Annotated in this window: 23 protein-coding genes and 1 tRNA gene; 13 read left to right on the forward strand and 11 right to left on the reverse strand. The window is 74.8% G+C overall.

The window, feature by feature from the left end:
• The 6 genes from GSF02_RS18590 to GSF02_RS08725 form a co-directional block, all read right to left on the reverse strand.
• Positions 1-2,061, reverse strand: a 2,061-nt coding sequence (locus GSF02_RS18590) for a choice-of-anchor G family protein (protein ID WP_201308854.1), incomplete at its 3' end; no start/stop codon positions are given.
• Between the two features lie 293 nt (positions 2,062-2,354).
• Entirely contained in the window at positions 2,355-3,599 is a 1,245-nt protein-coding gene (gene fabF, locus GSF02_RS08705; RefSeq protein WP_159794785.1) for a beta-ketoacyl-ACP synthase II, read from the reverse strand.
• A 164-nt stretch (positions 3,600-3,763) separates the two neighbouring features.
• The gene (locus GSF02_RS08710; protein ID WP_159794787.1) at positions 3,764-4,012 is read right to left on the reverse strand and encodes an acyl carrier protein; all 249 of its coding nucleotides are present in this window, start codon (positions 4,010-4,012) and stop codon (positions 3,764-3,766) included.
• Between the two features lie 95 nt (positions 4,013-4,107).
• The gene (locus tag GSF02_RS08715; protein ID WP_159794789.1) at positions 4,108-5,112 is read right to left on the reverse strand and encodes a beta-ketoacyl-ACP synthase III; all 1,005 of its coding nucleotides are present in this window, start codon (positions 5,110-5,112) and stop codon (positions 4,108-4,110) included.
• A 44-nt stretch (positions 5,113-5,156) separates the two neighbouring features.
• Positions 5,157-6,125, reverse strand: coding sequence for an ACP S-malonyltransferase (locus GSF02_RS08720; RefSeq protein ID WP_159794791.1), 969 nt, complete (start codon positions 6,123-6,125; stop codon positions 5,157-5,159).
• 92 nt (positions 6,126-6,217) lie between these two features.
• Positions 6,218-7,438 (reverse strand): PucR family transcriptional regulator, encoded by a 1,221-nt coding sequence (locus GSF02_RS08725; protein ID WP_159794793.1) that lies wholly within the window; start codon positions 7,436-7,438, stop codon positions 6,218-6,220.
• A gap of 160 nt (positions 7,439-7,598) precedes the next feature.
• On the opposite strand from GSF02_RS08725, the gene GSF02_RS08730 reads away from it, so the two are divergent.
• A complete protein-coding gene (locus GSF02_RS08730) occupies positions 7,599-8,327 on the forward strand; it encodes a hypothetical protein (protein ID WP_159794795.1) in 729 nt (242 codons plus the stop codon).
• Between the two features lie 106 nt (positions 8,328-8,433).
• Here the strand turns inward: GSF02_RS08730 and aceE are convergent, their stop codons facing one another.
• Positions 8,434-11,184, reverse strand: coding sequence for a pyruvate dehydrogenase (acetyl-transferring), homodimeric type (gene aceE / locus GSF02_RS08735; protein ID WP_159794797.1), 2,751 nt, complete (start codon positions 11,182-11,184; stop codon positions 8,434-8,436).
• 451 nt (positions 11,185-11,635) lie between these two features.
• Between aceE and GSF02_RS08740 the strand changes: the two genes are divergently transcribed.
• From GSF02_RS08740 to GSF02_RS08755, 4 genes are all read left to right on the forward strand, one after another.
• The gene (locus GSF02_RS08740) at positions 11,636-12,046 is read left to right on the forward strand and encodes a DUF3052 domain-containing protein (protein ID WP_159794799.1); all 411 of its coding nucleotides are present in this window, start codon (positions 11,636-11,638) and stop codon (positions 12,044-12,046) included.
• Positions 12,047-12,074: 28 nt separating this feature from the next.
• Positions 12,075-12,560, forward strand: a complete 486-nt coding sequence (locus GSF02_RS08745) for a peroxiredoxin (RefSeq protein WP_159794801.1) — start codon at positions 12,075-12,077, stop codon at positions 12,558-12,560.
• Between the two features lie 92 nt (positions 12,561-12,652).
• Positions 12,653-12,729: transfer RNA gene (locus tag GSF02_RS08750), tRNA-Val, on the forward strand.
• 303 nt (positions 12,730-13,032) lie between these two features.
• Complete coding sequence (locus tag GSF02_RS08755) at positions 13,033-13,389, forward strand: hypothetical protein (RefSeq protein WP_159794803.1); 357 nt, start codon at positions 13,033-13,035, stop codon at positions 13,387-13,389.
• A gap of 124 nt (positions 13,390-13,513) precedes the next feature.
• Here the strand turns inward: GSF02_RS08755 and GSF02_RS08760 are convergent, their stop codons facing one another.
• Positions 13,514-13,936, reverse strand: a complete 423-nt coding sequence (locus GSF02_RS08760; protein ID WP_159794805.1) for a hypothetical protein — start codon at positions 13,934-13,936, stop codon at positions 13,514-13,516.
• 646 nt (positions 13,937-14,582) lie between these two features.
• Between GSF02_RS08760 and GSF02_RS08765 the strand changes: the two genes are divergently transcribed.
• Entirely contained in the window at positions 14,583-15,299 is a 717-nt protein-coding gene (locus GSF02_RS08765; RefSeq protein WP_159794807.1) for a GAF and ANTAR domain-containing protein, read from the forward strand.
• A 2-nt stretch (positions 15,300-15,301) separates the two neighbouring features.
• Positions 15,302-16,786: a PP2C family protein-serine/threonine phosphatase gene (locus tag GSF02_RS08770; protein WP_159794809.1), complete on the forward strand. Its 1,485-nt coding sequence runs from the start codon at positions 15,302-15,304 to the stop codon at positions 16,784-16,786.
• Between the two features lie 22 nt (positions 16,787-16,808).
• Here the strand turns inward: GSF02_RS08770 and GSF02_RS08775 are convergent, their stop codons facing one another.
• Positions 16,809-17,387, reverse strand: a complete 579-nt coding sequence (locus GSF02_RS08775; RefSeq protein ID WP_159794811.1) for a mycothiol transferase — start codon at positions 17,385-17,387, stop codon at positions 16,809-16,811.
• A 119-nt stretch (positions 17,388-17,506) separates the two neighbouring features.
• Here GSF02_RS08775 and GSF02_RS08780 point away from each other — a divergent pair, with 119 nt between their 5' ends.
• Together GSF02_RS08780 and GSF02_RS08785 are read left to right on the forward strand one after the other, a co-directional pair.
• Positions 17,507-18,034: a YcxB family protein gene (locus tag GSF02_RS08780; protein WP_159794813.1), complete on the forward strand. Its 528-nt coding sequence runs from the start codon at positions 17,507-17,509 to the stop codon at positions 18,032-18,034.
• A 28-nt stretch (positions 18,035-18,062) separates the two neighbouring features.
• Complete coding sequence (locus GSF02_RS08785; protein WP_159794815.1) at positions 18,063-18,707, forward strand: SDR family oxidoreductase; 645 nt, start codon at positions 18,063-18,065, stop codon at positions 18,705-18,707.
• A 24-nt stretch (positions 18,708-18,731) separates the two neighbouring features.
• Here the strand turns inward: GSF02_RS08785 and GSF02_RS08790 are convergent, their stop codons facing one another.
• Both GSF02_RS08790 and GSF02_RS08795 read right to left on the reverse strand, forming a co-directional pair.
• Positions 18,732-19,331: an NADPH-dependent FMN reductase gene (locus GSF02_RS08790; protein WP_159794817.1), complete on the reverse strand. Its 600-nt coding sequence runs from the start codon at positions 19,329-19,331 to the stop codon at positions 18,732-18,734.
• Positions 19,332-19,426: 95 nt separating this feature from the next.
• The gene (locus GSF02_RS08795) at positions 19,427-20,557 is read right to left on the reverse strand and encodes an FUSC family protein (RefSeq protein ID WP_159794819.1); all 1,131 of its coding nucleotides are present in this window, start codon (positions 20,555-20,557) and stop codon (positions 19,427-19,429) included.
• A gap of 82 nt (positions 20,558-20,639) precedes the next feature.
• Between GSF02_RS08795 and GSF02_RS08800 the strand changes: the two genes are divergently transcribed.
• The 4 genes from GSF02_RS08800 (at position 20,640) to GSF02_RS08815 (ending at position 23,933) form a co-directional block, all read left to right on the forward strand.
• On the forward strand, positions 20,640-22,514 hold the full coding sequence (locus tag GSF02_RS08800; protein ID WP_235915462.1) for a bifunctional 3'-5' exonuclease/DNA polymerase: 1,875 nt from the start codon (positions 20,640-20,642) through the stop codon (positions 22,512-22,514).
• Between the two features lie 92 nt (positions 22,515-22,606).
• Complete coding sequence (locus GSF02_RS08805) at positions 22,607-22,855, forward strand: hypothetical protein (protein WP_159794821.1); 249 nt, start codon at positions 22,607-22,609, stop codon at positions 22,853-22,855.
• A gap of 14 nt (positions 22,856-22,869) precedes the next feature.
• Complete coding sequence (locus GSF02_RS19150; RefSeq protein WP_408003879.1) at positions 22,870-23,442, forward strand: M23 family metallopeptidase; 573 nt, start codon at positions 22,870-22,872, stop codon at positions 23,440-23,442.
• Entirely contained in the window at positions 23,364-23,933 is a 570-nt protein-coding gene (locus GSF02_RS08815) for an NADPH-dependent FMN reductase (protein WP_159794825.1), read from the forward strand. Before GSF02_RS19150 ends, GSF02_RS08815 begins: the two co-directional genes overlap by 79 nt.
• Positions 23,934-23,938 lie beyond the last annotated feature (5 nt).

Consider the following 23,938-nt stretch of genomic DNA (forward strand, 5'->3'; position numbering starts at 1 on the left):
GATGCTGCCCGTCAGATCGCCGTCCTCGGCGTCGCTCGCGGTGACGCCGGCGAGCGGGTCGAACGCGGCGCCCTGGGGCACCTCGGCGTCGTCCGCGCCGGTGATGACCGGGGCGGCGTCGTCCGGCTCGGGGTCGCTGCCCCCGTCGCCGGGGTCGCTGCCCCCGTCGCCGGGGTCGCTGCCGGTGGTCTCGGTGACGGTGACGGTGCGGGTGACGGTGGTGGTCTGGCCGGCGGTGTCGGTGACGGTGTAGGTCAGCTCGTAGGTGCCGGGCGTGGTGGTGTCGACGGTGCCGCCGACCTCGATGCTGCCCGTCAGATCGCCGTCCTCGGCGTCGCTCGCGGTGACGCCGGCGAGCGGGTCGAACGCGGCGCCCTGGGGCACCTCGGCGTCGTCCGCGCCGGTGATGACCGGGGCGGCGTCGTCCGGCGCGGGCGCGGCGAGCGGCTGCACCCGGACCGACGAGGTGGCCAGGGGGACGTCGACGGCGTCGATCGCCGGGAGCACCGTGACCCTGAGCGCCGTGACGCTGAACGTCTCGCCCGGCGCCGGGTCCGGGTTCGGCTGGCTGTTGACCGTCAGGCTCAGGATCTGGGAGAGGACACCCTCGAGGACCGGGTCCAGGGTGGTGAGCACGCTGCGGACGGCGCCGCCGAGGACGTCGTCGACGACCGTGCCGCCGGCGGAGAGGACCGGCGAGAGCGCCCCGCCGATCGCGGGCACGAGCTCGGTCAGCAGCGGCTCCGTCACGGCACCGACGATGTCGTCGGTGGGGATCGACAGGCCGAGGAGGCGGATCGACCCGCTCACGTCGACCTCGGGCTCCGTCCCGGTCTGGCCCAGAAAGTCCCCGAGCGTGCCGTGCAGGCTCACCGCGACGTCGCTGCTGACGAGCCCGATGCCGCCGAGGAGCCGCACGGTGGGCGTGAGCGACACGTCGACTGTGGTGTTGCGCAGGGCGGTGTCGACGGCGGCGGTGGTTCGGTCGACGAGCTCGCCGAGGAGCTCGGCGATCGTGTCGGTGATCCGGGTGATCTCGGAGGCGGTCAGCAGCTCGGTGTTCGGCGCCAGGCCGTTGAGATCACCGCCGTGGAGCATCGCCAGGTCGACGGTGATGTCGCCGCTGGCGAGGTCGATGCTGACGAGCCCGTTCTCGCTCACGAGCGGGGTGGCGAGCAGCTCGTCGCTGACCGCGCTGAGGTCGACGGTCGCGGTCAGGCGCGGGGAGCCGAGGTCGAGCGCCACCAGGCCGAGAACGTCGACCGAGACCACGTCCAGCGTGCCGAGGGTCTGCTGGACAGCGCCGTTCGGCCCGAGCAGGCCCCCGACCGTGGACTCCACCTCGTCCGTGGTCGCGCCCAGCGTGTCGGCGAGGGTGCCCACGAGCGGGCTCGAGACCTTCAGGTCCGCGCCGGCGACGACGTAGTCGCTGCTCGTTCCGGTCGCGGTCGTCTGGGTCGCGGAGGACGCGAGCGCGCCGAGCCCGAGGCTGACCTCGTCGACGACCTGGTCGGTGAGCCCGGCCACCCCGAGGCGGTCGAGCAGCGCGGTGGCGTCGAGCCGAGCGAGGTCGGTGCCCGGGTGGTCCCGGACGGCGCCGAGGTTGATCGCGCCGTCGTCGGTCACGGCACCCGATGCGGCCGTGGCGTTGTCGCCGTCGGGCGCGTGGGCGTACCCGTTGAGGAGACCGGCGCCGGCGGCCGGCCCCAGGTCGAGCAGCCCGGCGTTGGTGCCGTCGCCGATCACGGGGATGCCGAGGGTGCCGAGCCCGACGCCGACGAGCCGCTCCAGCAGCCCGACGTCGATGCTCGCCGTGTCGGCCTCGGGCGACCCGATCGAGGCGGACCGGGCGCCGACGAGCTCGGCGAGGCTCAGGCCCAGCAGGTCCGCGTCGAGGAACTCGGCGGTCGCCCGCGCCTCCTCCTGCGGCGCTCCGTCGGCGGCGCTCGCTCCGCCGACCGAGGCGGTGACGGCGACCGCCGCCGCTCCGGCGGCCGCGACCGCTCGCTTCGCCCACAGGCGCGCCCCCAGGCGCGCGCGGACGGACTTCCGTTCTGACATGCGTTCCCCCCACACGACGTCACGCCGGAGGGAAGGGCGTACCGCCCCGCCCCCGGCCCGCCCGCACACCCGCGGGCGAGCGCCCAGGGTGGGGGAGCCGGTGCGGCGTCGCCGGGGGATGCGTGCGCGAGCGGCCAGAAATTCACCCCGCGATTCACCTCAACTTCGAGGCGAACCGGACGAAAAGGGGAAACGAAGAATACCCATCACCCGGCGACCGGCGCGCGCCTCCGGGAACGCACCGAGCCCCCCGGACGGGACGTCCGGGGGGCTCGGGGGAGCGGTGCGGCGGCTCAGGCGCTGGCCACGACCAGCGCCACGTTGTGGCCGCCGAAGCCGAAGGAGTTGTTGACCGCGACGATGTCGCCGTCGGGCAGCTTCTCCGGCGTGTTGCGCACGAGCGGCACCTGCAGCTCCGGGTCGGGGTTGTCGACGTTGATCGTCGGCGGGGCGAGGCGCTCCTGGACCGCCTTGACCGCGAAGAGCGTCTCCAGCGCGCCGGCGCCGCCCAGCAGGTGCCCGGTCATCGACTTGGTGGCCGACAGCTGCACGTGGTCGGCCTCGGCCCCGAGCAGGGTACGGATCGACTTGGTCTCGGTGAGGTCGCCGACCTTGGTCGAGGTGGCGTGGGCGTTGACGTGCACGACGTCGGCCCCGGTCACCTGGGCGTCCTCGAGCGCGCGGCGCATCGCGGCGACCTGGCCCTTGCCCTCGGGGTCGGGGGAGGTGATGTGGTACGCGTCGGACGACAGGCCGACGCCGGCGATCTTGGCGTAGACGCGGGCGCCGCGGGCGGCGGCGTGCTCGGCCGACTCCAGCACCAGCACGGCCGCGCCCTCGCCGATCACGAAGCCGTCGCGGTCGACGTCGTACGGGCGCGAGGCGCGCTGCGGGTCGTCGTTGCGCAGCGACAGCGTGCGCGAGGCGGCGAACGCGGCGATCGGCATCGGGTGGATGGTCGCCTCCGTGCCGCCGGCCACGACGACGTCGGCCCGGCCGGTGCGGATCATGTCGACGGCGTAGCCAATGGCCTCCGCACCGGACGCGCACGCCGAGACGAGCGCGTGCGCGCCGGCCTGGGCGCCGAGCTCGAGCGACACGTACGCGACGGGGGAGTTCGGCATGAGCATCGGCACCGTCATCGGCAGCATGCGCCGGGCGCCGCGCTCCTTGAGGGTGTCCCAGCCGTCCAGCGTGGTCCAGATGCCGCCGATGCCCGAGGACACGACCGCGCCGAGCCGCTCGCCGTCGACCTCGGGGGAGCCGGCGTCGGCCCACGCCTCGCGCGCCGCGACCATCGCGTACTGCGTGGACGGGTCCATGCGCTTGATCTCCGGCCGGGAGAGCACCTCGGAGGGGGCGACCTTGATGGTCGCCGCGAACGTCACGGGCAGCTCGTACTTCTCGGCCCAGTCGTTGTCGAGGGTGCGCGCACCCGACTCGCCCGCCAGCGCCGCTGCCCAGGTGGAGGGCGCGTCGCCGCCCAGGGGCGTGGTGGCGCCGAGTCCGGTGACGACGACGTCGCGTGCTGCGGTCATGAGACTGCTCCCGTGGTCGAAGGAAGGTGAGGGTGCGTCAGCGGCGGGCGGGCGTGCGGCGCCGCGCGGAGAGCGCGACGGCGGCGGGCCGGGGTCACCGGCCCTGCCGCCGTCGGCGTGCCCGCGCGAGTGGATGCCGCACGGGCCGTGCGTGAGGCGAGGGCTCAGCCCTGGGCGCCGGCGATGAACTTCACGGCGTCGCCGACGGTCGTGAGGTTCTTGACCTCCTCGTCGGGGATGCGGACGCCGAACTTGTCCTCCGCGTGGGTCACGATCGTCATCATCGACAGCGAGTCGATGTCGAGGTCGTCGGTGAACGACTTCTCGGGCACGACGGCGTCGGTGGGCAGACCGGTCTCCTCGGCGACGATCTCGGCGAGGCCCTCGAGGATCTCCTGCTCGGTGTTAGCCATGATGTTCCTTCTCTTCGGTGGGTCCGGAGCCGTCGGCACCGGGACGGGCGGGTGGGCGGCCGGCCGGGAGGGCCGGGCCGCCCGCGGGGGCGAGACTACGGCAGCACGACGACCTGGGCGGCGTACACCAGACCGGCCCCGAAGCCGATCTGCAGGGCGATGTCGCCGGACTTCGCCTGGCCCTCGGCGAGCAGGCGCTCGGCGGCCAGCGGCACGGACGCGGCCGACGTGTTGCCCGTCTCGGCGATGTCGCGGCCCACGACGACGTCGTCGCGCAGGCCGAGCTGCTTGATCATCTGGTCGATGATCCGCATGTTCGCCTGGTGCGGGACGAACACGTCGATGTCCTCGGGCTTCACGCCCGCGGCGGCCATCGCCTGCTGGGCGAACTGGCCCACCTGGAAGCTCGCCCACTTGAACACGGTCGGGCCGTCCTGGCGCAGCGTCGGCCAGCCCAGCGAGGGGTCCTCGCGCAGCTCGGACCAGGAGTGCGTCTGGCGGATGGTCGTGGCCTTGGAGCCGTCGGAGCCCCAGACGGTCGGGCCGATGCCGGGGAAGTCGGACGGGCCGACCACCGCGGCGCCGGCGCCGTCGCCCAGCAGGAACGAGATCGAGCGGTCGGTCGGGTCGATGAAGTCCGACAGCTTCTCGGCGCCGACCACCAGCACGTGGCGCGCGACGCCGGAGCGCACGAGCGCGTCGGCCTGGCCGACGGCGTAGCAGTAGCCGGCGCAGGCGGCCGAGACGTCGTAGGCGGCGGCGGGGTTCGCGCCGATGCGGTCGGCGAGGATGGCCGCGGCCGACGGCGTCTGGGCGAAGTAGGTGACGGTCGAGACGATGACCGCGTCGACGTCGGCCGGCGCGATGCCGGCGGCGGCGAGGGCCTTGACCGAGGCGGCCTCGGCGAGGTCGAGCACGTCGCGGTCGGCGCCCGCGCGGCGGCGGGTGACGATGCCCGTGCGCTGGCGGATCCACTCGTCGGACGAGTCGATCGGCCCGGCGATGTCGTCGTTGGTGACGACGTTCTCGCCGCGCTCGGCGCCCAGGCCGAGGATGCGCGAGTACCGGACGGGCTCGGCCTGCTGGAGGCGGACGGTCATGCGGAGGGTCTCCTGTCGTGTCGAGACGGCGCGGCGGCGCGGGCTCAGCGGGCGGCGGCGTCGGAGTGCCGGGCGACGAGGTCGCGCGCGGCCTCGACGTCGTCCGGCGACTTCACGGCCACCAGCTCCACGCCCTTGAGCGCGCGCTTGGCCAGGCCGGTGAGCACGCCGCCGGGGGCGAGCTCGAGGATCGCGGTGACGCCGCGCGCCGCGAGCGTCTCCATGCACAGGTCCCAGCGCACCGGGGCGGTGACCTGGGCGGCGAGGCGGCCCAGCACGTCGGCGGCGGCGCCGTGGCCGTGCTCGCCGGCCTCGCGGGAGCCGTACTCGGCGCCGTCGGCGTTCGACAGCAGCGGCAGGCGCGGGTCGGCCGCGGGCCAGGCGGTGGCGACCGGCTCGAAGACCTCGCGCGCGGGGTCCATGAAGGGCGTGTGGAAGGCGCCGGCGACCTGCAGCGGGATGACGCGGGCGCGCGCCGGCGGGTTCTCCGCCAGCTTGGCGAGGTTCTCCAGCGCGCCGGCGGCCACGGTCTGGCCGCCGCCGTTGACGTTGGCCGGCCACAGCCCGGCGGCCTCGATCGCCGCGAGCACCTCGGCGGGGTCGCCGCCGACGACGGCGCTCATGCCCGACGGCGCGGCGGCCGCGGCGTCGCCCATGGCGCGGGCGCGGCGCGAGACCAGCCCCACGGCGTCGGCGTCGTCGAGGACGCCCGCGACGGCGGCCGCGGCGAGCTCACCGACGGAGTGGCCGGCGGTCACGTCGACCACCGCGGCGGCGTCCCGCCCGTCGAGGATCACGCGCAGCGCCACCAGTGACGAGGCGACGATGAGCGGCTGGGCGACCGCGGTGTCCCGGATCGTGTCGGCGTCCGACGTCGTGCCGTGGGCGACGAGGTCGGTGCCGGCGGCCTGGGACCAGGCGGCGAGGTGGTCAGCGACGCCCGGCAGGTCGAGCCAGGGCGCGAGCATCCCGGGGGTCTGAGAGCCCTGTCCAGGGCAGACGACGGCGAGCACGGGTCCACGGTGTCATGCCGCCCCGGCCGTGAGCCGTGGCGACCCGCACCATCCTCCCTCGGGGCGGTTGTGGGATTCCGACAAGGCGCGGGTTAGCGCCGCGACTCGAGCTGCCCGAGCGCCAGGGCCACCTGGAGCACGAAGGACTCGCGGGCGTCGAGCGGGTCCCACCCGGTGATCTCGGAGACCTTGCGCAGGCGGTAGCGCACGGTGTTGGGGTGGACGTAGAGGCGGCGGGCGGCGGCCTCGAGGGAACGACCCGTGCCGAGGTAGGCGGACAGGGTCTCCAGGACGGCGCCCGACGCCTCGCGCAGCGGCTCGTACGCCTGCGCCACCAGCGTGCGCCGGGCGCTCTCGTCGCCGGTCAGGACGCGCTCGGGCAGCAGGTCGTCGGCCATCACCGGGCGCGGCGCCTGCGGCCAGGCCGGCGCCGCGGCGAGCCCGGCCAGCGCCGCCGCCGCGGAGCGGGACGCCTCGGCCACGCTCGGCACCACCGCGCCGATCACCACGGGTCCCGGCCCGAACCGGCCGAGCAGGCCGGTCGCCGCCGCGACCAGGTCGCCCTCGCCGCCGAGCAGCAGCACGAGCCGGTCGCCGTGGATGCCCACCAGGGCGTCGCCGGCCGCGCGGCGCGCGACGCGGCGCAGGTCGGCGGTGCGCACGTCGTCCAGGCCCGACGTGGCCTCGCCGACCACGACGAGGGCCTTGCCGCGCCCGCTCCAGCCCAGCGCCGACACGCGCGAGCGCACGGAGTCGTCGCCGTCGCCGCGCACGAGCGCGTCCACGACCAGGGCCTCCAGCCGCGCGTCCCACGCGCCGCGGACCTCGGCGGCGCGCGCGTAGACCTCGGCGGCCGAGAACGCGACCTCCCGCGAGTAGCGCAGCACGGCCTCGCGCAGCTCCCGCTCGGTGCCGGGCGCGGCGATCTGGTCGGAGTGCGTCTCGACGACGTCGACGACGATCCGCACCAGCTGCAGCGTGTGCTGCAGGGAGATCGACCGGGTCAGCTCCGGCGGCGCGGCGGCGAACATCTCGCCGACGCCGTGCGGGGGCGCCGAGGGGTCGGCGAACCAGGAGACGAACGCCTTGATGCCGGCCTGGGCGACGAGCCCGACGTACGAGCGGTCCTCGGCGGGCAGCTCGCGGTACCAGGACAGCTTCTCGTCGAGGTGGCGCAGGGCCGCGGCGGCGAGGAAGCCGGTGCCCTCCCGGATCCGCTGGACGGTGGCGGCGCGGTCGTCGGCGCGTGTGTCCGGGGTGCGCGGGCTGCCGGGGGAGGCGCCCGAGGTGGCGGGCTCGGTGGAGGTCGGCACCCGACGAGGATACGTGCGCACCGCCGCGTGCGCCGTCGCCGGTTGTCGAGAGTCCACAAAGCCCGGTGCGGGGACCGGCGCACCCCGCCGACGTGCGGGGCCACATGTGCGCCGAGGCGCGCGCCTGCCGGGGTCACGGCTTTGTGGTTATGGTCGGGGCATGGCTCTGATGCCCCGGCTCCGTCACCTTCTCCGTCGGCCCTTCTCCGCCTCCACCGTGGGAGCGCGGCGGCCGACGTCGGCGGCGCGGCGCCTGGGCGACACCGTGCACGAGGACGCGCTGCGCGCGATGCTCGTCGACGACCCGAACGACGTGCGGGCCTTCCAGGCCCTCGCCGAGATCGTCCGCCGCCGGGCCGCGGAGCCCGCCCAGGAGGACCCGCTGACGGCCGCGGACGAGGAGACGGTGGCCGAGCAGCGCGAGCGCGCCGCCGACCTCGCCGTCTGGTCGCTCGCCGAGGAGCTCGCCGGGCACCCGCGCGGCTGGTACCCCCTGCTGGAGCTGGGCCGCCTGTCCCTGCAGTCCGACCCGGACGGCGCGGTGCGCCGGCTCGCGACCGCCGCCGAGCGCGACCCTCAGGGGCGGGCGCTCGCCGAGGGGCTGGAGATTTTGCGCGAGGCGGGCATGCCCGTCGAGGCGCTCGGCCTCGGCGTCGGGCACTGGCGGGCGCGCGAGCACACCCCCGAGGTGGGCCGCCACCTCGTCCTGGCCGCGCTCGAGGCCGGCCGGCCGTTCGACGCCCGGCAGCACCTCGCGAGCCTGGACCTGTACCCCGACGCCGAGGCCGTCGCGCGGATCAAGGCGGAGCTGCGCCCGGTGATGGAGGCGTACGAGGCGGGCGACGCCGCGGTGACCGCCTCGCCGTCCGACGCCGACCCGCGCCCGTAGGGACACCCGAAGCACGACGGCGGCCGGCCACCCCGCGAGGGGTGACCGGCCGCCGTCGTGCTGCGCGGGCCGGGTCAGGCCGTCGGCACCGTCGTCGGCACCGCCGTCAGCTCTCGCCGCCGGCGTTGCCGGACGTGCCGGCGTTGACGTCGAGCAGGCGGTACTTCTCGATCGCCTTGGCCACGACGTCGGCCGGGACCTCGCCGCGGCGGGCGAGGACCTGCAGCGTCTTGACGACCATCGACGGGCCGTCGATGAGGAAGTGGCGGCGGGCGGCGGCGCGGGTGTCGGAGAACCCGAAGCCGTCGGCGCCGAGCACCTCGTAGTCGCCCGGGACCCACTTGCGGATCTGGTCGGGGACCAGGTGGTCGTAGTCGCTGGTGGCCACGAACGGGCCCTGCGCGCCCGAGAGCTTCTCGGTCACGTACGGCGTGCGCGCCGGGGCGGTCGGGTCGACGAACACCGCCTTCTCCGCCTCGAGCGCGTCGCGGCGCAGCTCGTTCCAGCTCGTCACCGACCACACGTCGGCCGCCACGCCCCAGTCCTCCTTGAGCAGCTGCTGCGCCTCGAGCGCCCACGGCACGCCCACGCCGGAGGCGAGGAGCTGCGCCTTGGGGCCCTCGACGTCGGACGTCGCGATGCGGTGGATGCCGCGCAGGATGCCCTCGACGTCGACGTCCTCCGGCTCCGCCGGCTGGACCATCGGCTCGTTGTACACCGTGAGGTAGTACATGACGTTCTGGTCGCGGCCGTCCGAGCCGTCGCCGTACATGCGCTCGATGCCGTCGCGCACGATGTGGCGGATCTCGTAGCCGTAGGCCGGGTCGTACTGGACGAACGCCGTGTTGGTGCCCGCCAGCAGCGGCGAGTGGCCGTCGGCGTGCTGCAGGCCCTCACCCGTGAGGGTGGTGCGCCCGGCGGTCGCGCCGATGACGAAGCCGCGCGCCATCTGGTCGCCGGCAGCCCAGAACTGGTCGCCGGTCCGCTGGAACCCGAACATCGAGTAGAAGATGTACACGGGCACCATGGCCTCGCCGTGCGTGGCGTACGCCGTGCCGACGGCCTGGAACGCGGCGGCGGAGCCGGCCTCGTTGATGCCCGTGTGCATGATCTGCCCGGACTCGGACTCCTTGTAGCTCAGCATCAGCTCGCGGTCGACCGCGAGGTAGTGCTGGCCCTGGGTGTTGAAGATCTTCGCGCTCGGGAAGATCGAGTCCAGGCCGAACGTGCGCGCCTCGTCCGGGATGATCGGCACGATGCGCTTGCCGAACTCCTTGTCCTTGATGAGGTCCTTGAGCAGGCGGACGAACGCCATGGTGGTGGCGACCTCCTGCGTGCCCGAGCCCTTCTTGAGCAGCTCGTAGGACTTCTCCTGCGGCAGGGTCAGGGCCTTGGCCGCGTTGCCGCGGCGCTCCGGCACGAACCCGCCGAGGTTGCGGCGGCGCTCCAGCATGTACTGGATCGCCGGGTCGTCGGCCCCGGGGTGGAAGTACGGCGGCTGGTACGGGTCGGCGTCGATCTGCTCGTCGGAGATCGGGATGTGCAGGGAGTCGCGCAGGGCCTTGAGCTCGTCGGCCTTGAGCTTCTTCATCTGGTGGGTGGCGTTGCGCCCGGCGAAGCCGGCGCCCAGGCCGTAGCCCTTGACGGTCTGCGCGAGGATCACGGTCGGCTGGCCCTCGTGGGCGCGGGCCGCCGAGTACGCCGCGTAGATCTTGCGGTAGTCGTGGCCACCGCGCTTCATGTTCCAGATGTCCTCGTCGGTCATGTTCTCGACGAGCGCCTTGGTGCGCGGGTCGCGACCGAAGAAGTGCTCGCGGATGAACGCGCCCGACTCCGCCCGGTAGGTCTGGTAGTCGCCGTCGGGCGTGCTGCTCATCAGGTTGACCAGCGCGTGGTCCTTGTCCGCGTTGAGCAGGGCGTCCCACTCGCGACCCCAGATCACCTTGATGACGTTCCAGCCGGCGCCCTTGAACTGGGCCTCCAGCTCCTGGATGATCTGGCCGTTGCCGCGCACGGGGCCGTCGAGGCGCTGCAGGTTGCAGTTCACGACGAACGTCAGGTTGTCGAGCTTCTGGTGCGCCGCGAGCTGCAGCATGCCGCGCGACTCGGGCTCGTCCATCTCGCCGTCGCCGAGGAACGCCCAGACGTCCTGCTGGCTGGTGTCCTTGATGCCGCGGTTGTGCAGGTACTTGTTGGTCCACGCCTGGTAGATCGCCGACGCCGGGCCGAGGCCCATGGAGACGGTCGGGAACTCCCAGAAGTCCGGCATGAGGCGCGGGTGCGGGTAGGACGGCAGGCCGCCGCCCGCGTGCGACTTCTCCTGGCGGAACCCGTCGAGCTGCTCGGCGCTGAGCCGGCCCTCGAGGAAGGCGCGGGCGTACATGCCGGGGGAGGAGTGGCCCTGGAAGTAGACCTGGTCGCCGCCGCCCGGGTGGCTCTTGCCGCGGAAGAAGTGGTTGAGGCCCACCTCGGTGAGCGTCGCCACGGAGGCGTAGGAGGAGATGTGGCCGCCGACGCCGAGACCCGGGCGCTGGGCGCGCGTCACCATGACGGCGGCGTTCCAGCGGATCCACGAGCGGTACTTGCGCTCGAGGGCCTCGTCGCCCGGGAAGTACGGCTCGTCCTGCACGTCGATGGTGTTGACGTACGGCGTGGCGAACGAGGCGGGGATGTGCACGCCGCGCTCACGGGCGCGGCGCAGCAGGTTGAGCATGACGTAGCGGGCGCGCGGACCGCCCTTGTCGTCGATCAGGCCGTCGAGGGACTCGACCCACTCGGCCGTCTCGGCCTGGTCGATGTCGGGGACCGAGCTGAGCAGACCGTTGATCAGCGGTCCGGTCTCGTCGTACGAAGCCACCAGCAACCTCTCTCTTGTCAGGCCGGGCCGGTGGGTCAGCACCGGGCCCGCCCTGTCGTCGTCCCGTGCGCGCCGGCCTCCCGCTGGCCCGGTGCAGGTCGCCGTGACCGTGTCCGTGGCGGGTGCGCCGCGCTGCGCGCACAGGTGGTGATCCCACCTATTGTGTCCCCTCATCTTCCCGGGTCGCACCAGGCCGGGGTCAAGAGAGAGTGATGTGCGTCATGCGTCGGCCGGGTGCGGTGTGGCGGCGGCCCGCGGCGGCGGCGCGGGGCGGTGGTGGCGGTGTCCGACGGCGGCGCCCGGGGCCGCGTCCGACGACGCCCGCCGGGCCGGTGGGTGAAGTAGTGAGGCACGAGGGGCCGCCGTGGACTACGTTTGCGCACACGGGATGCGCCTGGCGCCGCCCGGGAGACTCGGACGAGCGAAGACGACGGAAGGAACGACGAACCACGTGGGACAGCAGACCGATCCACTGGCGGCTCGCCTCGGGTTCGGGCCCGGCCAGGTGGTGCAGGAGTTCGGCTGGGGCGATGACGTCGACGAGGGCCTGCGCGCCGCGATCGAGGACGTCGTCGGTTCCGAGCTCGTCGACGAGGACTACGACGACGTCACCGACGGCGTGATCGTCTGGTGGCGCGACGGCGACGGCGACCTCACCGACATGCTGGTCGACGCGCTGACCGTGCTGGACGACGGCGGCCTGGTGTGGCTGCTGACGCCGAAGCCCGGGCGGGACGGCCACGTCGGCCACAACGAGATCCAGGAGGCCGCGACGACGGCGGGCCTGCATGCGATGACGACTCTCGCCGTCGCGTCCGACTGGTCGGCCACGAAGCTGGCCAACCGGGGGCGCGGGCGCTGACCGGCGCACCGTGGGGCACGATGGGCGCATGACCGACGCGCCTGCCGTGGACCTCGTCGCCGTCCCGGGAGCGGGGGACCCCGCGCCCGACTTCACCCTGCCCGACACGCACGGCACGCCCGTACACCTGGCCGACCTGCGCGGCGAGCCGGTGCTCGTCGTGTTCTACCCCTTCGCCTTCTCGCGCGTGTGCACCGGGGAGCTGTGCGAGCTGCGCGACAACATCGAGGACTTCGAGAGCGCCGGGGTGCGGCTCCTGGCGGTCTCCACCGATCCGGTCTACACGCTCAAGGCGTGGCAGCAGCACGAGGGCTTCGGCTTCGACCTGCTCAGCGACTTCTGGCCGCACGGCGACGTCGCCCGGGCCTACGGCGTCTTCGACGACGCCACCGGCCACGCGCTGCGCGGCACCTTCCTGATCGACGCCGACGGCGTGGTGCGCTGGAACGTCGTCAGCCCCCGCGGGCGGGCCCGCGACCTGCAGGCGTACCGGGAGGCTGTCGCGCGGCTGTGACGGCGCGGCGGCGCGCAGGGGCCCGGACACCGCGGCCGGAGCGCCCCTCCTGGCCGGTATCCTTGCCGTTCGCACTCGCACAGTGCGTCTCAGGGCCTGTAGCTCAGCTGGTCAGAGCGCCACGCTTACACCGTGGATGTCGTCGGTTCGAACCCGGCCGGGCCCACCACCAGCGGATTTCTGCCGCTGACCTGCACCTTTGCTGACCGCTGTCGAGGACACGCGGGGACGCAGATACCCAGACTGGCAACTCGTGGCCCCGCTGTGGCCCCGCTGCGGCTTTGCCACGGCCCCACGGTCACGGAGTGCAGGGATTGCGCCTCGATGACACCCCGGCTCCCGGGGTGATCGCGGCCCGTATCCTGCAGCCTCAGGTACGGGCCGGCGAGGGAGCCTGATGTCTGCGGAGAGTCGGCCGGTTCGGACCACGGGGACCAGCGGGGGGTCTGGAAGGCGGCTCCGCAGGTTCTTGGTGCCGACGCTGACGGTTGCAGGGGTGATCGGCGCGGTCGTCCTGAGCGTCCTCGTGTGGCGGATGGTGGACGAGGGAGCGACGCCGACGGTCTCGGACGTCCCCCTGCCGGAGACTGCCGCGGTGATGGACACCGGCAAGGAGTGCGGTTCCGGTGGCTGCTGGCGGACGGTCTCGGTCGCTGTACCCCCGTCGTCGACGGTCGAGGAGCTGGCCGAGGCGATGGGTGCGGCGACGGACCATGGGGAGCGATGTGTCTTCCGGGTCCCCGAGTTCAGAGAAGTGTGCTGGTCGGTGGAGGTGGAGTCGGAACGCCGTGTCGCTCTGGACGTCTGGTACGGCGACATCTTCGGATAGCCAGGACCGAGACGCGGGAGGGGTGACCGCATGATCGTCATGCTGATGGCGTTGGTCGGTGTGGGGCTCGCGGCAGGGCTCGTAGCTGCGCACCCGCACCGGAAGAGCCTCGCTGGCTTCCGCATCACGGCAGCGGCGGTCTTCCTGCTGCCGACGACGTCCCGACGCCGTGAGCCGGTTGCTCCAGGCCCTTCTGCGCACGAGATCGTGTGACCCGCGCCAGGGCCAGGCCCCAGCCCGCGACTGCGACGATCACCGCGGCGGACCACCAGCCCACGATCTGGCGGGACAGATCGACGCATGCGGGCGGGTTCATCGAGTCGGCGCCCATCGACAGGTCCGGTACCAGGCCGTCACTGGCGCTACCGACGCAGTAGACGCCGTCGATCACCACCGGCGCCGCGAGGAACCAGCAAGCCCCGAGCACAACGACGAACGCGACGGAGCTGGCCGTGGCCGTGAGCGGGGTGTGGCGGCGACTGACTGCCAGCACGATCGCCACACCGAGCACGAGCAGGCCGACGGCGAGCGCGGCGAACAGGATCACCGCGCCCACCGTCAGGCCGCGCATCGGGCCTCGACGACGTACGCGCGCTCCGGCGTGATCACAGGCATGTGTGTCCGTTCTGAGGACGTTCGACTGGCCGGCTCGAGGCGATGACCATACTGCCCGGCCCGGCAGGGGGAGCGGCGTCCGCGCCGGCCCAGGTGCTCGGCGAGGTCTCGGTCGCCGACGTCGCCGCGTGGCGTGCGCGCGGCAAGGCGGACCTCCGCGAGCGCGCCCGGGCGACCGGCCGCACGGACGGACGGGGAATCCGGGGACATGCTGTCCAGCCTCGACGCCGACGGTGCGAGGCTGGCCGAGCGCCTGGGCACGCCGTGGTGGTCCCCCCGACCCTTGGCGCGCTCATGGCCCTGATCGTCGGCAGGCAGGCGTTGCCGTTCCCGGAGCGCTCATCGGGCTGCCGGCACTGATGGGGGTGTTCCCGCTCGGCTTCGCCGCCGCACTCGTCATCAAGTACGCCGGGATCCAGTACTGGTGGGTGCTGCCACCCGCCGCTGTCGGACTTGTCGCGTCGGTCGTGCCGGGCCCGCGGCGGGCGCGTGGGGCAGTCCCCGCCGGACCGGTGTCATGGGCTCCGGTCCGGCGTAGCGTGGGGGTGGGCGACGGACGCCTGGGTGGTGATGGCACCATGGACAGTGAGCTGCCGGGCGGGGATCTCGGGGCGGTGGTCGCGCGCGCCTCGGGACTGCTGCTCTCGGACGAGGTCGCCGAGGCGGTGCTAAGCCTGCTGACCTCGACCGCCGTGCGGATCTTCCCGGCCTCCTACGGTGCGGGGATCAGCACGACCGCGCCGGACGGGGCCCGGATCACGGCCGCCGCCACGGACGCTGTGGTGCAGCGGGTCGACGACCTGCAGTACGAGCTGGACGAAGGGCCGTGCCTGACCGCGTGGCGCACGCGCCAGATCATCCGGGTCGACGACGTGGCGACCGACACCCGCTGGCCCGTCTGGGGCCCGGCGGCGGCGGAGCTGGGCGTCGGGTCGACGCTGAGCGCGCCCGCGGCCGTCGGCGAGACGGCCGTCGGCGCGCTGAAGCTGTATGCCCCCGCCCCGGGGACGTTCGGCGAGCGGCACGAGACGACGCTGGCGATGTTCGCCGCGCAGGTGGCGATCCTGGTGTCCAACGCCCAGCACTTCCGGCGCGCGGGTGACCTCAGCGCCGACGTCCAGGCGCTGCTCGCTCAGCGGGACCTGGTCACGCTGGCCACGGGCGTGGTCATGGGCCGTGACAACGTCTCCCAGCAGGCCGCCTTCGCACACCTCGTGAGCCTGGCGCAGCACGACGGCGGCGGCGTGCACCAGGTGGCAGCTCGGATCGTCGCGGCCAACCGGTCGCGGTGGTGACCATGACGCCCGAGCGGCAGCGGCGGATGATCCGCGCCGCACAGGCCCGCACGCACCTGAGCGTGGACGCGCTGTGGACGCGGTACTTCGCCCTGGGCGGGACCGCGGGACCGGTCGAGCTCGACGCCTTCCTCAACGGGGCCCTCGACCTGCCCGCCGACCAGCGCGACCACGTCGCGCTGGCGGTCAACGAGTACCTCGACAGCCTGGTCGGGGACAACCGCGCGCCCTACTCCCGCACGATCCGCACCTTCGAGCCGGAGGAGGGGCCGCTGGGCGCGCTGACCTCCCTGCTGGACCGCGCTCACCTGGTGCCCCCGGACGCCGCGCCCGCCGCGGTCGACGAGGCCGCCCGGCGCCTGGGCGTCCGCGCGGTCATCTACCTGGCGGACTACGGCAAGCAGACCCTCGTGCCGATGCCGGGCGCGCACGGCCGCGACCGGACCCGCCTGAGCATCGACTCGACCCTGCCCGGGCTGGCGTTCCGTACGCTGCAGGCCCAGTCCACCGTCGCGGACGACGGCCAGGCGCGCCTGTGGGTGCCGATCCTGGGCGGCGTCGAGCGTCTCGGCGTGCTGGACGTCATGGTCGACGACGAGCCCGACCTGCGGGACCTTACCCTGCTGCGCCAGTGCTGGTGGCTGACCCACTACCTGGGTCATCTGCTGGTGGCGCTGGACCAGTACGGCGACGCGATCGACGCCGTGCGCCGCTCGCACCCGCGCAGCACCGAGGCGGAGCTGATCTGGCACGTGCTGCCACCCCTGACGGCCGGCACCGACCGGGTCATCGTCACGGGCCGGGTCGAGCCGGCCTACGACATGGGTGGCGACGCGTTCGACTACGCCCTGTCGGCGACGGCCGCGCAGTTCGCGGTGTTCGACGCCACCGGCCACGACCTGGGCGCGGGGCTGGCCGCGGCGACGGCGGTGGCCGCCTACCGCAACGCCCGCCGCGGTGGCGCGGGCCTGTTCCAGCAGGCCGAGGCGGTCCACGAGGCGATCGCCCGGCAGTTCGACGGGCGCCTCTACGCCACCGGGGTGCTGGCCGAGCTCGACGTGGCCAACGGGCGGCTGCGCTACGTCACCGCGGGGCACCTGTCGCCCCTGCTCGTGCGGGCGGGGCGAGTGGTCAGGTCCCTCGAGGGCGGCCGGCGCCCGCTGCTCGGCCTCGACGTCAGCGACATGACCGTCGGCGAGGAGGACCTGCAGCCCGGCGACACCATCGTGCTCTACACCGACGGGATCACGGAGGCCCGGGACGACCACCACCGCGAGTTCGGCCTGGACCACCTGACCGACGCGCTGCACCGTGTCTTCGTCGAGCCCGTGCCCCTGCCGGAGGTCGTCCGGCGGGTGTTCGGCGCCCTCCTCGAGCACCGGCGCGGGAGCCTGCACGACGACGCCACCCTCGTGCTGGTCCAGTGGACCACCACCGGCCAGCAGGACCTCGACCCCCAGGTCCTGGCCCGCGCGGTGCCGGGCTAGCGGCCCAGGAGCGCGCCGGCCGCTATGCCACCGGGGCGAACTCGCGGTCGGCCGCGGCGCTCGCGCCGAGCTCGGCCTCCGCGTCGATCGCCTCGCGCAGCACCGCCGCGTAGCCGTTCTCGCGGGCGTACTCCTCGAGCAGGTGCAGCAGCACCCACCGTAGGGAGCACACCGGCCGCCCGTGCGCCGCCATCGTGTCGAGCCCGTCCGGCCCGGCGAGCATCTCGTCGGTGAGCCGGTCCGACGCCGCCACCGCCTCGTCGTACATCGCGCGCAGGGCAGCAGGCGTGTCGGCGGACGCGCTGCGCCACTCCCACTCGGGGTCGTCGTCCCACGGCGCGGCGTCGAACGGCGCCCTGCGCGCAGCACCCCGCAGCACGTACGACATCCAGTAGTCCTCCACGTGCGCGGAGTGCTTGAGCATGCCGCCCAGCGACAGGTACCCGGTGGTCGCCCCGCACGCCAGGGGCGTGGCGAGCTGTGCCGCGCTCAGGCCCGCGGTCTTCCAGCGCAGGGCCTGGCGGTGGTGGTCGAGGAAGCCGCGCAGCATGGTCGCCTCGTCGCCGTGGGTGGGCGCGTTGCCGGGGGTGTCGGGCTCCATCGCTCGACGCTATGCCCGCCCCGCGGGACCCACACCTCAGGAGCGGGCCGCATATCAAACCGCACCGTGGCGTGCCGGGGGTCACCCGGTTCGGGTGACGTCGGCCCAGGCGGGCGCACGTGCCGGGGTGCGGTCGCGACTTCACCCCGGGGCGTGGACGGTCGCAGGCGCGGCCTCTGCGGACGCAGGCGGCCCGCACGCGTGCCGGCGGCGCCGTCCTGGTCGCCGCCCTCCCGGTCCTGCTGACCGGCGTCCTGCGGCAGGACTGGGTCGGGGGCGCGGCCGCGGGCGTGGTGGCGGCCGCGGCCTGGCGGTTCGCCTTCCCGCGCCTCAACGGGTGGGTCCTGGGCCGGACGCTCCGGCGGCTCGCCGCGCACGACGGCCTCGGCTTCGTCGGCACGGTCCGCCTGACGATCGACGACGCCGGGCTGCGCGAGGAGCTGGCCGGGACCACGAGCTCGGCGGGCTGGGACCGCGTGGACCGGATCGAGGAGACGGACGCGCACGCCTTCGTCTTCGTCGGTCCGCTGGCGGCCTCGATCCTGCCGAAGCGTGACGCCCAGGCCGCCCGCGCGCTCGACGCGATCCGGTCCGGGGCGGCCGGCGCCGGCGTCCTGGCCTGCGCGAGCCGGCCGGCACCTTCGTAGGCTGGCGGCAGTCGACGAAGGAGAGCAGATGTCACGCGTCCTGATCGTCGGTGGCCACGGCAAGGTCGCGCTGCGGCTCGCACCCCTCCTGGTGGAGCGGGGCGACGAGGTGACCAGCGTGTTCCGCAACCCCGAGCACGAGGCCGACGTCGCCGCCACGGGAGCCACGCCCGTGGTCGCGGACGTCCAGCAGCTCGACGTCGAGGGGCTGGCCGAGCTGCTGCGCGGGCACGACGCCGTGGTGTGGTCGGCGGGGGCGGGCGGCGGCGCCCCCGAGCGGACGTTCGCGGTCGACCGGGACGCCGCGATCCGCTCCATGGACGCCGCCGCGGCGGCGGGGGTGCGCCGCTACGTCATGGTGTCGTACCTCGGCGCCCGGCCGGACCACGGCGTGCCGGAGTCCAACTCGTTCTTCGCCTACGCGGAGTCGAAGGCCGCCGCGGACGAGCACCTGCGCGCCTCGGGCCTCGACTACACGATCCTCGGGCCCGGCCGCCTCACCCTGGACGAGCCGACCGGCCGCATCGAGGTCGACCCGGACGGCGACGGCGCGGTGAGCCGCGCGGACGTCGCCGCGGTGGTCGCGGCCGTGCTCGCCGACCCGTCGACGGTCGGGCGCATGATCGAGTTCGGCAACGGCGGCACGCCGATCGCCGAGGCGGTCGCCGGCTAGGCCGGCGGCGCGGTGGCGCCGCCGTCACTTGGCCGACGCGGGGTCCTCGTCGCCGATGTGCCCGGGAGCGTTGGCGGCGAGCACGCGCTGGACGAAGGCGCAGTACTCGTCCATGTAGTGCCGCAGGAAGCCGGCCGTCTCCTCGTTGCGCACCTCGCCGTCGGCGCCGAAGTCCTCCGGGACGAACCGGATGTAGGCCTCGGGGGCGTTGAGCTGCGGGGCGTCGAGGAAGCTGAGCACCGCGCGCATCGACGACTGCATCACCGCGGTGCCGATGCCGCCCGGCGAGGCGCCGATGATGCCGGTGGGCTTGCGGGCGAACGAGTTGCTGCCCCACGGCCGCGAGCCCCAGTCGATGGCGTTCTTCAGGGCCCCCGGGATGGAGCGGTTGTACTCGGGCGAGACGAACAGGATCCCGTCGGAGGCCTCGACGGCCTGCTTGAACGCCCGGCCCTCGGGCGGGAAGTCGTCGTCGTAGTCCCAGCTGTACAGCGGCAGGTCCCCGATGGGGATCTCGGTGAACTCCAGGTCGTCCGGCGCTACCTTGATGAGCGCCTGCGACAGGGTGCGGTTGATCGAGCCCTTGGCGAGGCTGCCGACCAGGTAGCCGATCTTGTGCGTCATGGTGTCTCCCGTGCCTCGCGCCGCCGACCCGGCGCCGGCGGGTCACTGTCCACGGTCCTCGGGCTGCGGGTCACTGGCGAGCGGGGACGTGCGGCTCAGCGGGCGTCGCCGACCGAGGCGACCTCCGTGGCCAGGGCGCTGCGCGCGCGCCGCAGCGCCAGCACGATCGCGCCGGCCACGAAGTAGTCCTGGTTGCTGCGCCCGCGCGTCTCGCGCACGGCGTCGTGGTAGGCGTCGGTGGCGTCGGCGAGGGCGGCCAGCGCCTCGGGGTCGGTGCCCTCGGGGTCGAGCGAGCGCACCGCGTCGGCGAGCGCGGTGAGCGCGCGGGCGGCCGGCGGCCGCAGCGGGGGGCCGAGGGCGACGTCGTCGCGCTCGCGCGTCTCCCACTCGGCCACCGAGCGCGTGACGTCGTCGACGACGTCGGCCAGCGTGTGCAGCAGGCCGCCCCGGCGCACCTGCGACGTCGTCCACTCGCGGTAGCGGCGGGCGCGGCGGTTGGCCCGCACCGCCTCCTTGCTGCGGCTCACGGCCTCCTGCGCCTGGGCGAGGGTAGGGGCGACCTCCCGGCGGCGCTGCGCCCACTCGTCCTGCGACGGCAGCTCCTCCGCGCCGAGCCCGTCGGCGAGGGCGTCGAGCTGGTCAGCGAGCGCGTCGCGGGCCCGGTCGAGCACCATCTCCGACGGCGTGAGCGGCAGCGGCGGGAACGCGAAGTTGACCGCGACGCCGATGAGCGCGCCGGCGACGACGAGCCCGGCGTAGGCGCTGACGAAGGCGTCGGGGTCGTGGTCGCCGAGGATCAGCACGAAGAGCGCCGAGGTGACCGTCCAGCTGCCCATGCTGCCCAGCACGCGCCACCCCGAGCAGAGCAGCGCGATGCCGACGGTGACCGCGATGGCGGGCGCGCCGGGGTCGAGCACGACGTCGATGCCGCGCGCGATGCCCGCGCCGAGGAGGATGGCGCCGATCGCCTGCGCCGACTCCCGGGCCGACCGGGACAGCGTGCCGGTCGTGGCCACGACGGCGCCCATCGGCGCGTAGTACGGGTACGCGTTGAGCGGCGCCGGCGCGAGCAGCCCCACGAACCAGGCGATCGCGGCGGCCACCGCCCCCTTCGTGGCGAGGGCCCAGGCGGGATGCAGCACCCACTGCCGGTAGGCGCGCTCCGCCAGCCGGCCGACGCGTGACCGCCGAGCCCCGCCGGTGACGCGTGCCAGTCGTCCCTCCACGCCCGCCACCGTACGAGGCGGCGCCGGGTTCCGCGCCCCGGCGCTGGTCACCGGCGTGGGCGGCAGGGGGAAGGATGGGTGCGTGCACCTGGTCCTCGCCCGCGCCCCCGGCGCGTCGCCCCGCACCGCACCCGTGCGCCTCCAGCAGGTGAGCGGCGACGGCGGGGCGCCGCAGGAGCGGCAGGCGCCCGCGGCGGGCCTGGCCGCCGTCGTCCGCGAGATGGAGGCCGGCGCGGCGGCGGACGGCGCCGCCGGGGCGCCGCCGCGGTGGACGTGGGACGACACCAACCGCTGGTACCCCGGCCTGCTCGGCGACGGCGTCCGGGTGGACCGCGCGCACGACCTGCGGCTCGCCCACGTGATCCTGCGCCGGTCGCCCCTGACGAGCGGCTCGCGCCTGGCCGCCGCGCCGCCGGGCCCGTGGGACGCCCTGGAGCCGGCGCCGGCCGGCGCCCCGGCGACCGCAGCCGGCGCGGACGCGCTGTTCGACCTCGGGGCGATCGCCGCCGGTCCCGCCGCGTCCCCGGACCTCGACCCCGTCGCCGAGCTCGCCGTGCAGCAGGCCGCCGTCGCCGGGAGCGCCGACCCCGGCCGGCTGCGCCTGCTGCTCGCCGCGGAGTCGGCCGGTGCGCTCGTGGCCGCGGAGATGCACCACGCGGGGCTGCCGTGGCGCGCGGACGTGCACGACGCGATCCTCACGGAGCGGCTCGGCCCGCGGCCGGCCGAGGGCCACCGCCCGGAGCGGCTCGAGGCGCTCGCGGAGCGGGTCCGCGCGGCACTGGACGCGCCCGCGAGCCTCAACCCCGACTCCCACCCGGACCTGCTCAAGGCCATGCAGTACGCCGGCGTCGGCGCCCGCAGCCTGCGCAAGTGGGAGCTGGAGCGGCTCGACCACCCGGTGATCGCGCCGCTGCTGGAGTACAAGAAGCTCCAGCGGCTGCTCAGCGCCAACGGCTGGCACTGGCTGGACACCTGGGTCCGCGGGGGCCGGTTCCGCACCGAGTACCTGGTGGGTGGCGTCGTCACGGGGCGGTGGTCCAGCGTGGGCGGCGGGGCGCTGCAGCTGCCCAAGGACGTGCGCCGCGCCGTCGTGGCCGACCCGGGGTGGACCTTCGTGGTGGCCGACGTCGCCCAGCTCGAGCCGCGCGTGCTGGCCGCGATGAGCCGGGACGAGGCGATGGCGGCGGCCGGGACGGCGCCGGGCGGGGGAGCGGCGGGCGCCGCCCCGGGCGGCGCCGACATGTACGCCGGCATCGTGGCGACCGGCGCGGTGCCCACCCGCGAGCTGGCCAAGGTGGGCATGCTCGGCGCGATGTACGGCGGCACCACCGGCGCCAGCGCCCAGGTGCTCCCGCGGCTGGCCCGGGCGTTCCCGCGCGCCGTCGCGCTGGTCGAGGAGGCGGCGCGCGCCGGCGAGCGGGGCGAGGTGGTGTCCACGTGGCTCGGGCGCGGCTCGCCGCGGCCGGGCCAGGAGTGGGACCGCGCGCAGGCGGGTGCCTACGCCGCCGAGGGCGGCGACGGCGGCGGAGCGACTGACGGCGCGGGCGGCAGCGCGGGCGGCGGGGCGGGCGGCGGGGCGGGCGGCGAGGGGGACGCCGCGGCCCGGGCGCGGTCGGTCACGCGGTCGTGGGGCCGGTTCACCCGGAACTTCGTGGTGCAGGGCACCGCCGCCGAGTGGGCGCTGGCCTGGTTGGCGTCCGCGCGCCGCCGGCTGTGGGAGCTGGGGGAGTCCGGCGGCCCGCCGGGCGCGGCGCCAGCGCCGTTCGACCGGCGCCCGCACCTCGTGTTCTTCCTGCACGACGAGGTGGTCGTGCACGCCCCGCAGGAGCGGGCCGACGCCGTGGCCCACGCGCTGCGCGAGGCGGCCGCCGAGGCGGGGCGGCTGCTGTTCGGCGACTTCCCGGTGGCCTTCCCGCTCACGGTCGCGACGGTCCGCAGCTACGCCGACGCGAAGTAGCCCCCGCGCCGCGGCTGGGCGCTGCGCGTGCGCGGCGGCGGCCGCTACGAGGTGCCGGCCGAGCGCGTGGTGCCGACAGCCCATGATCCCGCGTGCCGGCCCACGGCACCCGGGCGTACGGGCAGGCCTACGCCGTCGACGTCCTGGTGCCGGCCGCGGTCGAGCCGGCGAAGGCCGCGCACGCCACGCCGGCGGTCGGCTGGGGCGTCGGCGCTCGTCCGCAGGAGCTCGCCGCGTTCGGCGCCCCCGTGCTCGCGGCCGCGGCCGGCACCGTCGTGGCGGCCGGGGCGCGTCAGCGCACCACCGGGCGCGCAACACCTGGGCCGGGCTGCTGTCCTTGACCTTCGAGGGCCTCGTGCGGGAGGTCGGCGGGGTCCGGTTCGTCCTCGGCAGCCACGTGGTCGTGGACCACGGCGACGGGGTGTGGGCCGTCTACGCCCACCTGCGCCGCGGCTCGGTCCGGGTGGCGCCGGGTGACGTCGTCGCGGCCGGACAGCAGCTCGGCGAGGTCGGCAGCTCCGGCAACACCTCCGACCCCACCTGCACTTCCAGGTCATGGACCGTCCCCGCCTCGTCGAGGCGGCCGGCGTGCCGTTCCGCTGGCGCGGGATCGAGGTCGACCACGACGTCGTCGCGCCGCGCCACGGCCTGCCGCGCGCCGGCGCGGGCGAGCCGGGTCTGCCCGCGAACGGCCAGGTCTTCGGCGCCGACCTGGGCCGACGTCCGACGGCGGTCCGTCCGGTCGTGCGTCTGCGCGCGCGTGCGGACACTGGTGCGAGGGGGGCACCCGGCGCCGGGCCCGCCGCCCGGCCCGCTGCCGGGGGACGGACGCGTCGGAAGGAGAGCACTGTGCGCACCTATCAGGTCGGCTACTTCGTCGGCAGCCTGTCGTCGACGTCGATCAACCGGGTCCTCAGCCGGGCGCTGATCCGCCTCGCGCCGGAGAACCTGGAGTTCACGGAGATCCCGATCGGCGGCCTGCCGCTGTACAGCCCCGACTACGACAGCGCCTACCCGCCCGAGGCGACGGCGCTCAAGGAGGCCGTCGGGCGGTCGGACGCGGTGCTGTTCGTGACGCCGGAGTACAACCGCTCGATCCCCGGCGCCCTGAAGAACGCCATCGACTGGGCGTCCCGGCCGTGGGGCGAGAACTCGTTCGACCACGTGCCCGCGGCGGTGATCGGCGCGTCCATCGGGCAGATCGGCACCGCCGTCGCGCAGCAGAGCCTGCGCGCCGTCCTGAGCTTCTGCAACGCCCGCCAGATGACCGCGCCGGAGGCGTACATCCACTACCGGCCCGAGGTCTTCGGGGACGACGGCGAGGTCACCGACGACTCGACAGCGACGTTCCTCGCGGGGTTCATGCAGGAGTTCGCCGTGCACGTGGAGCGGGTGCTCACCGTGCTGCCGCGTGGCTGAGCCCC

It is taken from the genome of Puerhibacterium puerhi, assembly GCF_009846865.1.
In the GTDB taxonomy this organism is placed as follows: Bacteria; Actinomycetota; Actinomycetes; order Actinomycetales; family Cellulomonadaceae; genus Puerhibacterium; species Puerhibacterium puerhi.

Coding starts and splice junctions, on each gene's coding strand:
- fabF (WP_159794785.1), bottom strand. CDS start 3,599: ATGACCGCAGCACGCGACGTCGTCGTCACCGGACTCGGCGCCACCACG.
- GSF02_RS08790 (WP_159794817.1), bottom strand. CDS start 19,331: ATGACGCACAAGATCGGCTACCTGGTCGGCAGCCTCGCCAAGGGCTCG.
- GSF02_RS08730 (WP_159794795.1), top strand. CDS start 7,599: ATGGCTCTGATGCCCCGGCTCCGTCACCTTCTCCGTCGGCCCTTCTCC.
- GSF02_RS08715 (WP_159794789.1), bottom strand. CDS start 5,112: ATGACCGTCCGCCTCCAGCAGGCCGAGCCCGTCCGGTACTCGCGCATC.
- GSF02_RS08710 (WP_159794787.1), bottom strand. CDS start 4,012: ATGGCTAACACCGAGCAGGAGATCCTCGAGGGCCTCGCCGAGATCGTC.
- GSF02_RS08785 (WP_159794815.1), top strand. CDS start 18,063: ATGTCACGCGTCCTGATCGTCGGTGGCCACGGCAAGGTCGCGCTGCGG.
- GSF02_RS08765 (WP_159794807.1), top strand. CDS start 14,583: ATGGACAGTGAGCTGCCGGGCGGGGATCTCGGGGCGGTGGTCGCGCGC.
- GSF02_RS08770 (WP_159794809.1), top strand. CDS start 15,302: ATGACGCCCGAGCGGCAGCGGCGGATGATCCGCGCCGCACAGGCCCGC.
- GSF02_RS08775 (WP_159794811.1), bottom strand. CDS start 17,387: ATGGAGCCCGACACCCCCGGCAACGCGCCCACCCACGGCGACGAGGCG.
- GSF02_RS08745 (WP_159794801.1), top strand. CDS start 12,075: ATGACCGACGCGCCTGCCGTGGACCTCGTCGCCGTCCCGGGAGCGGGG.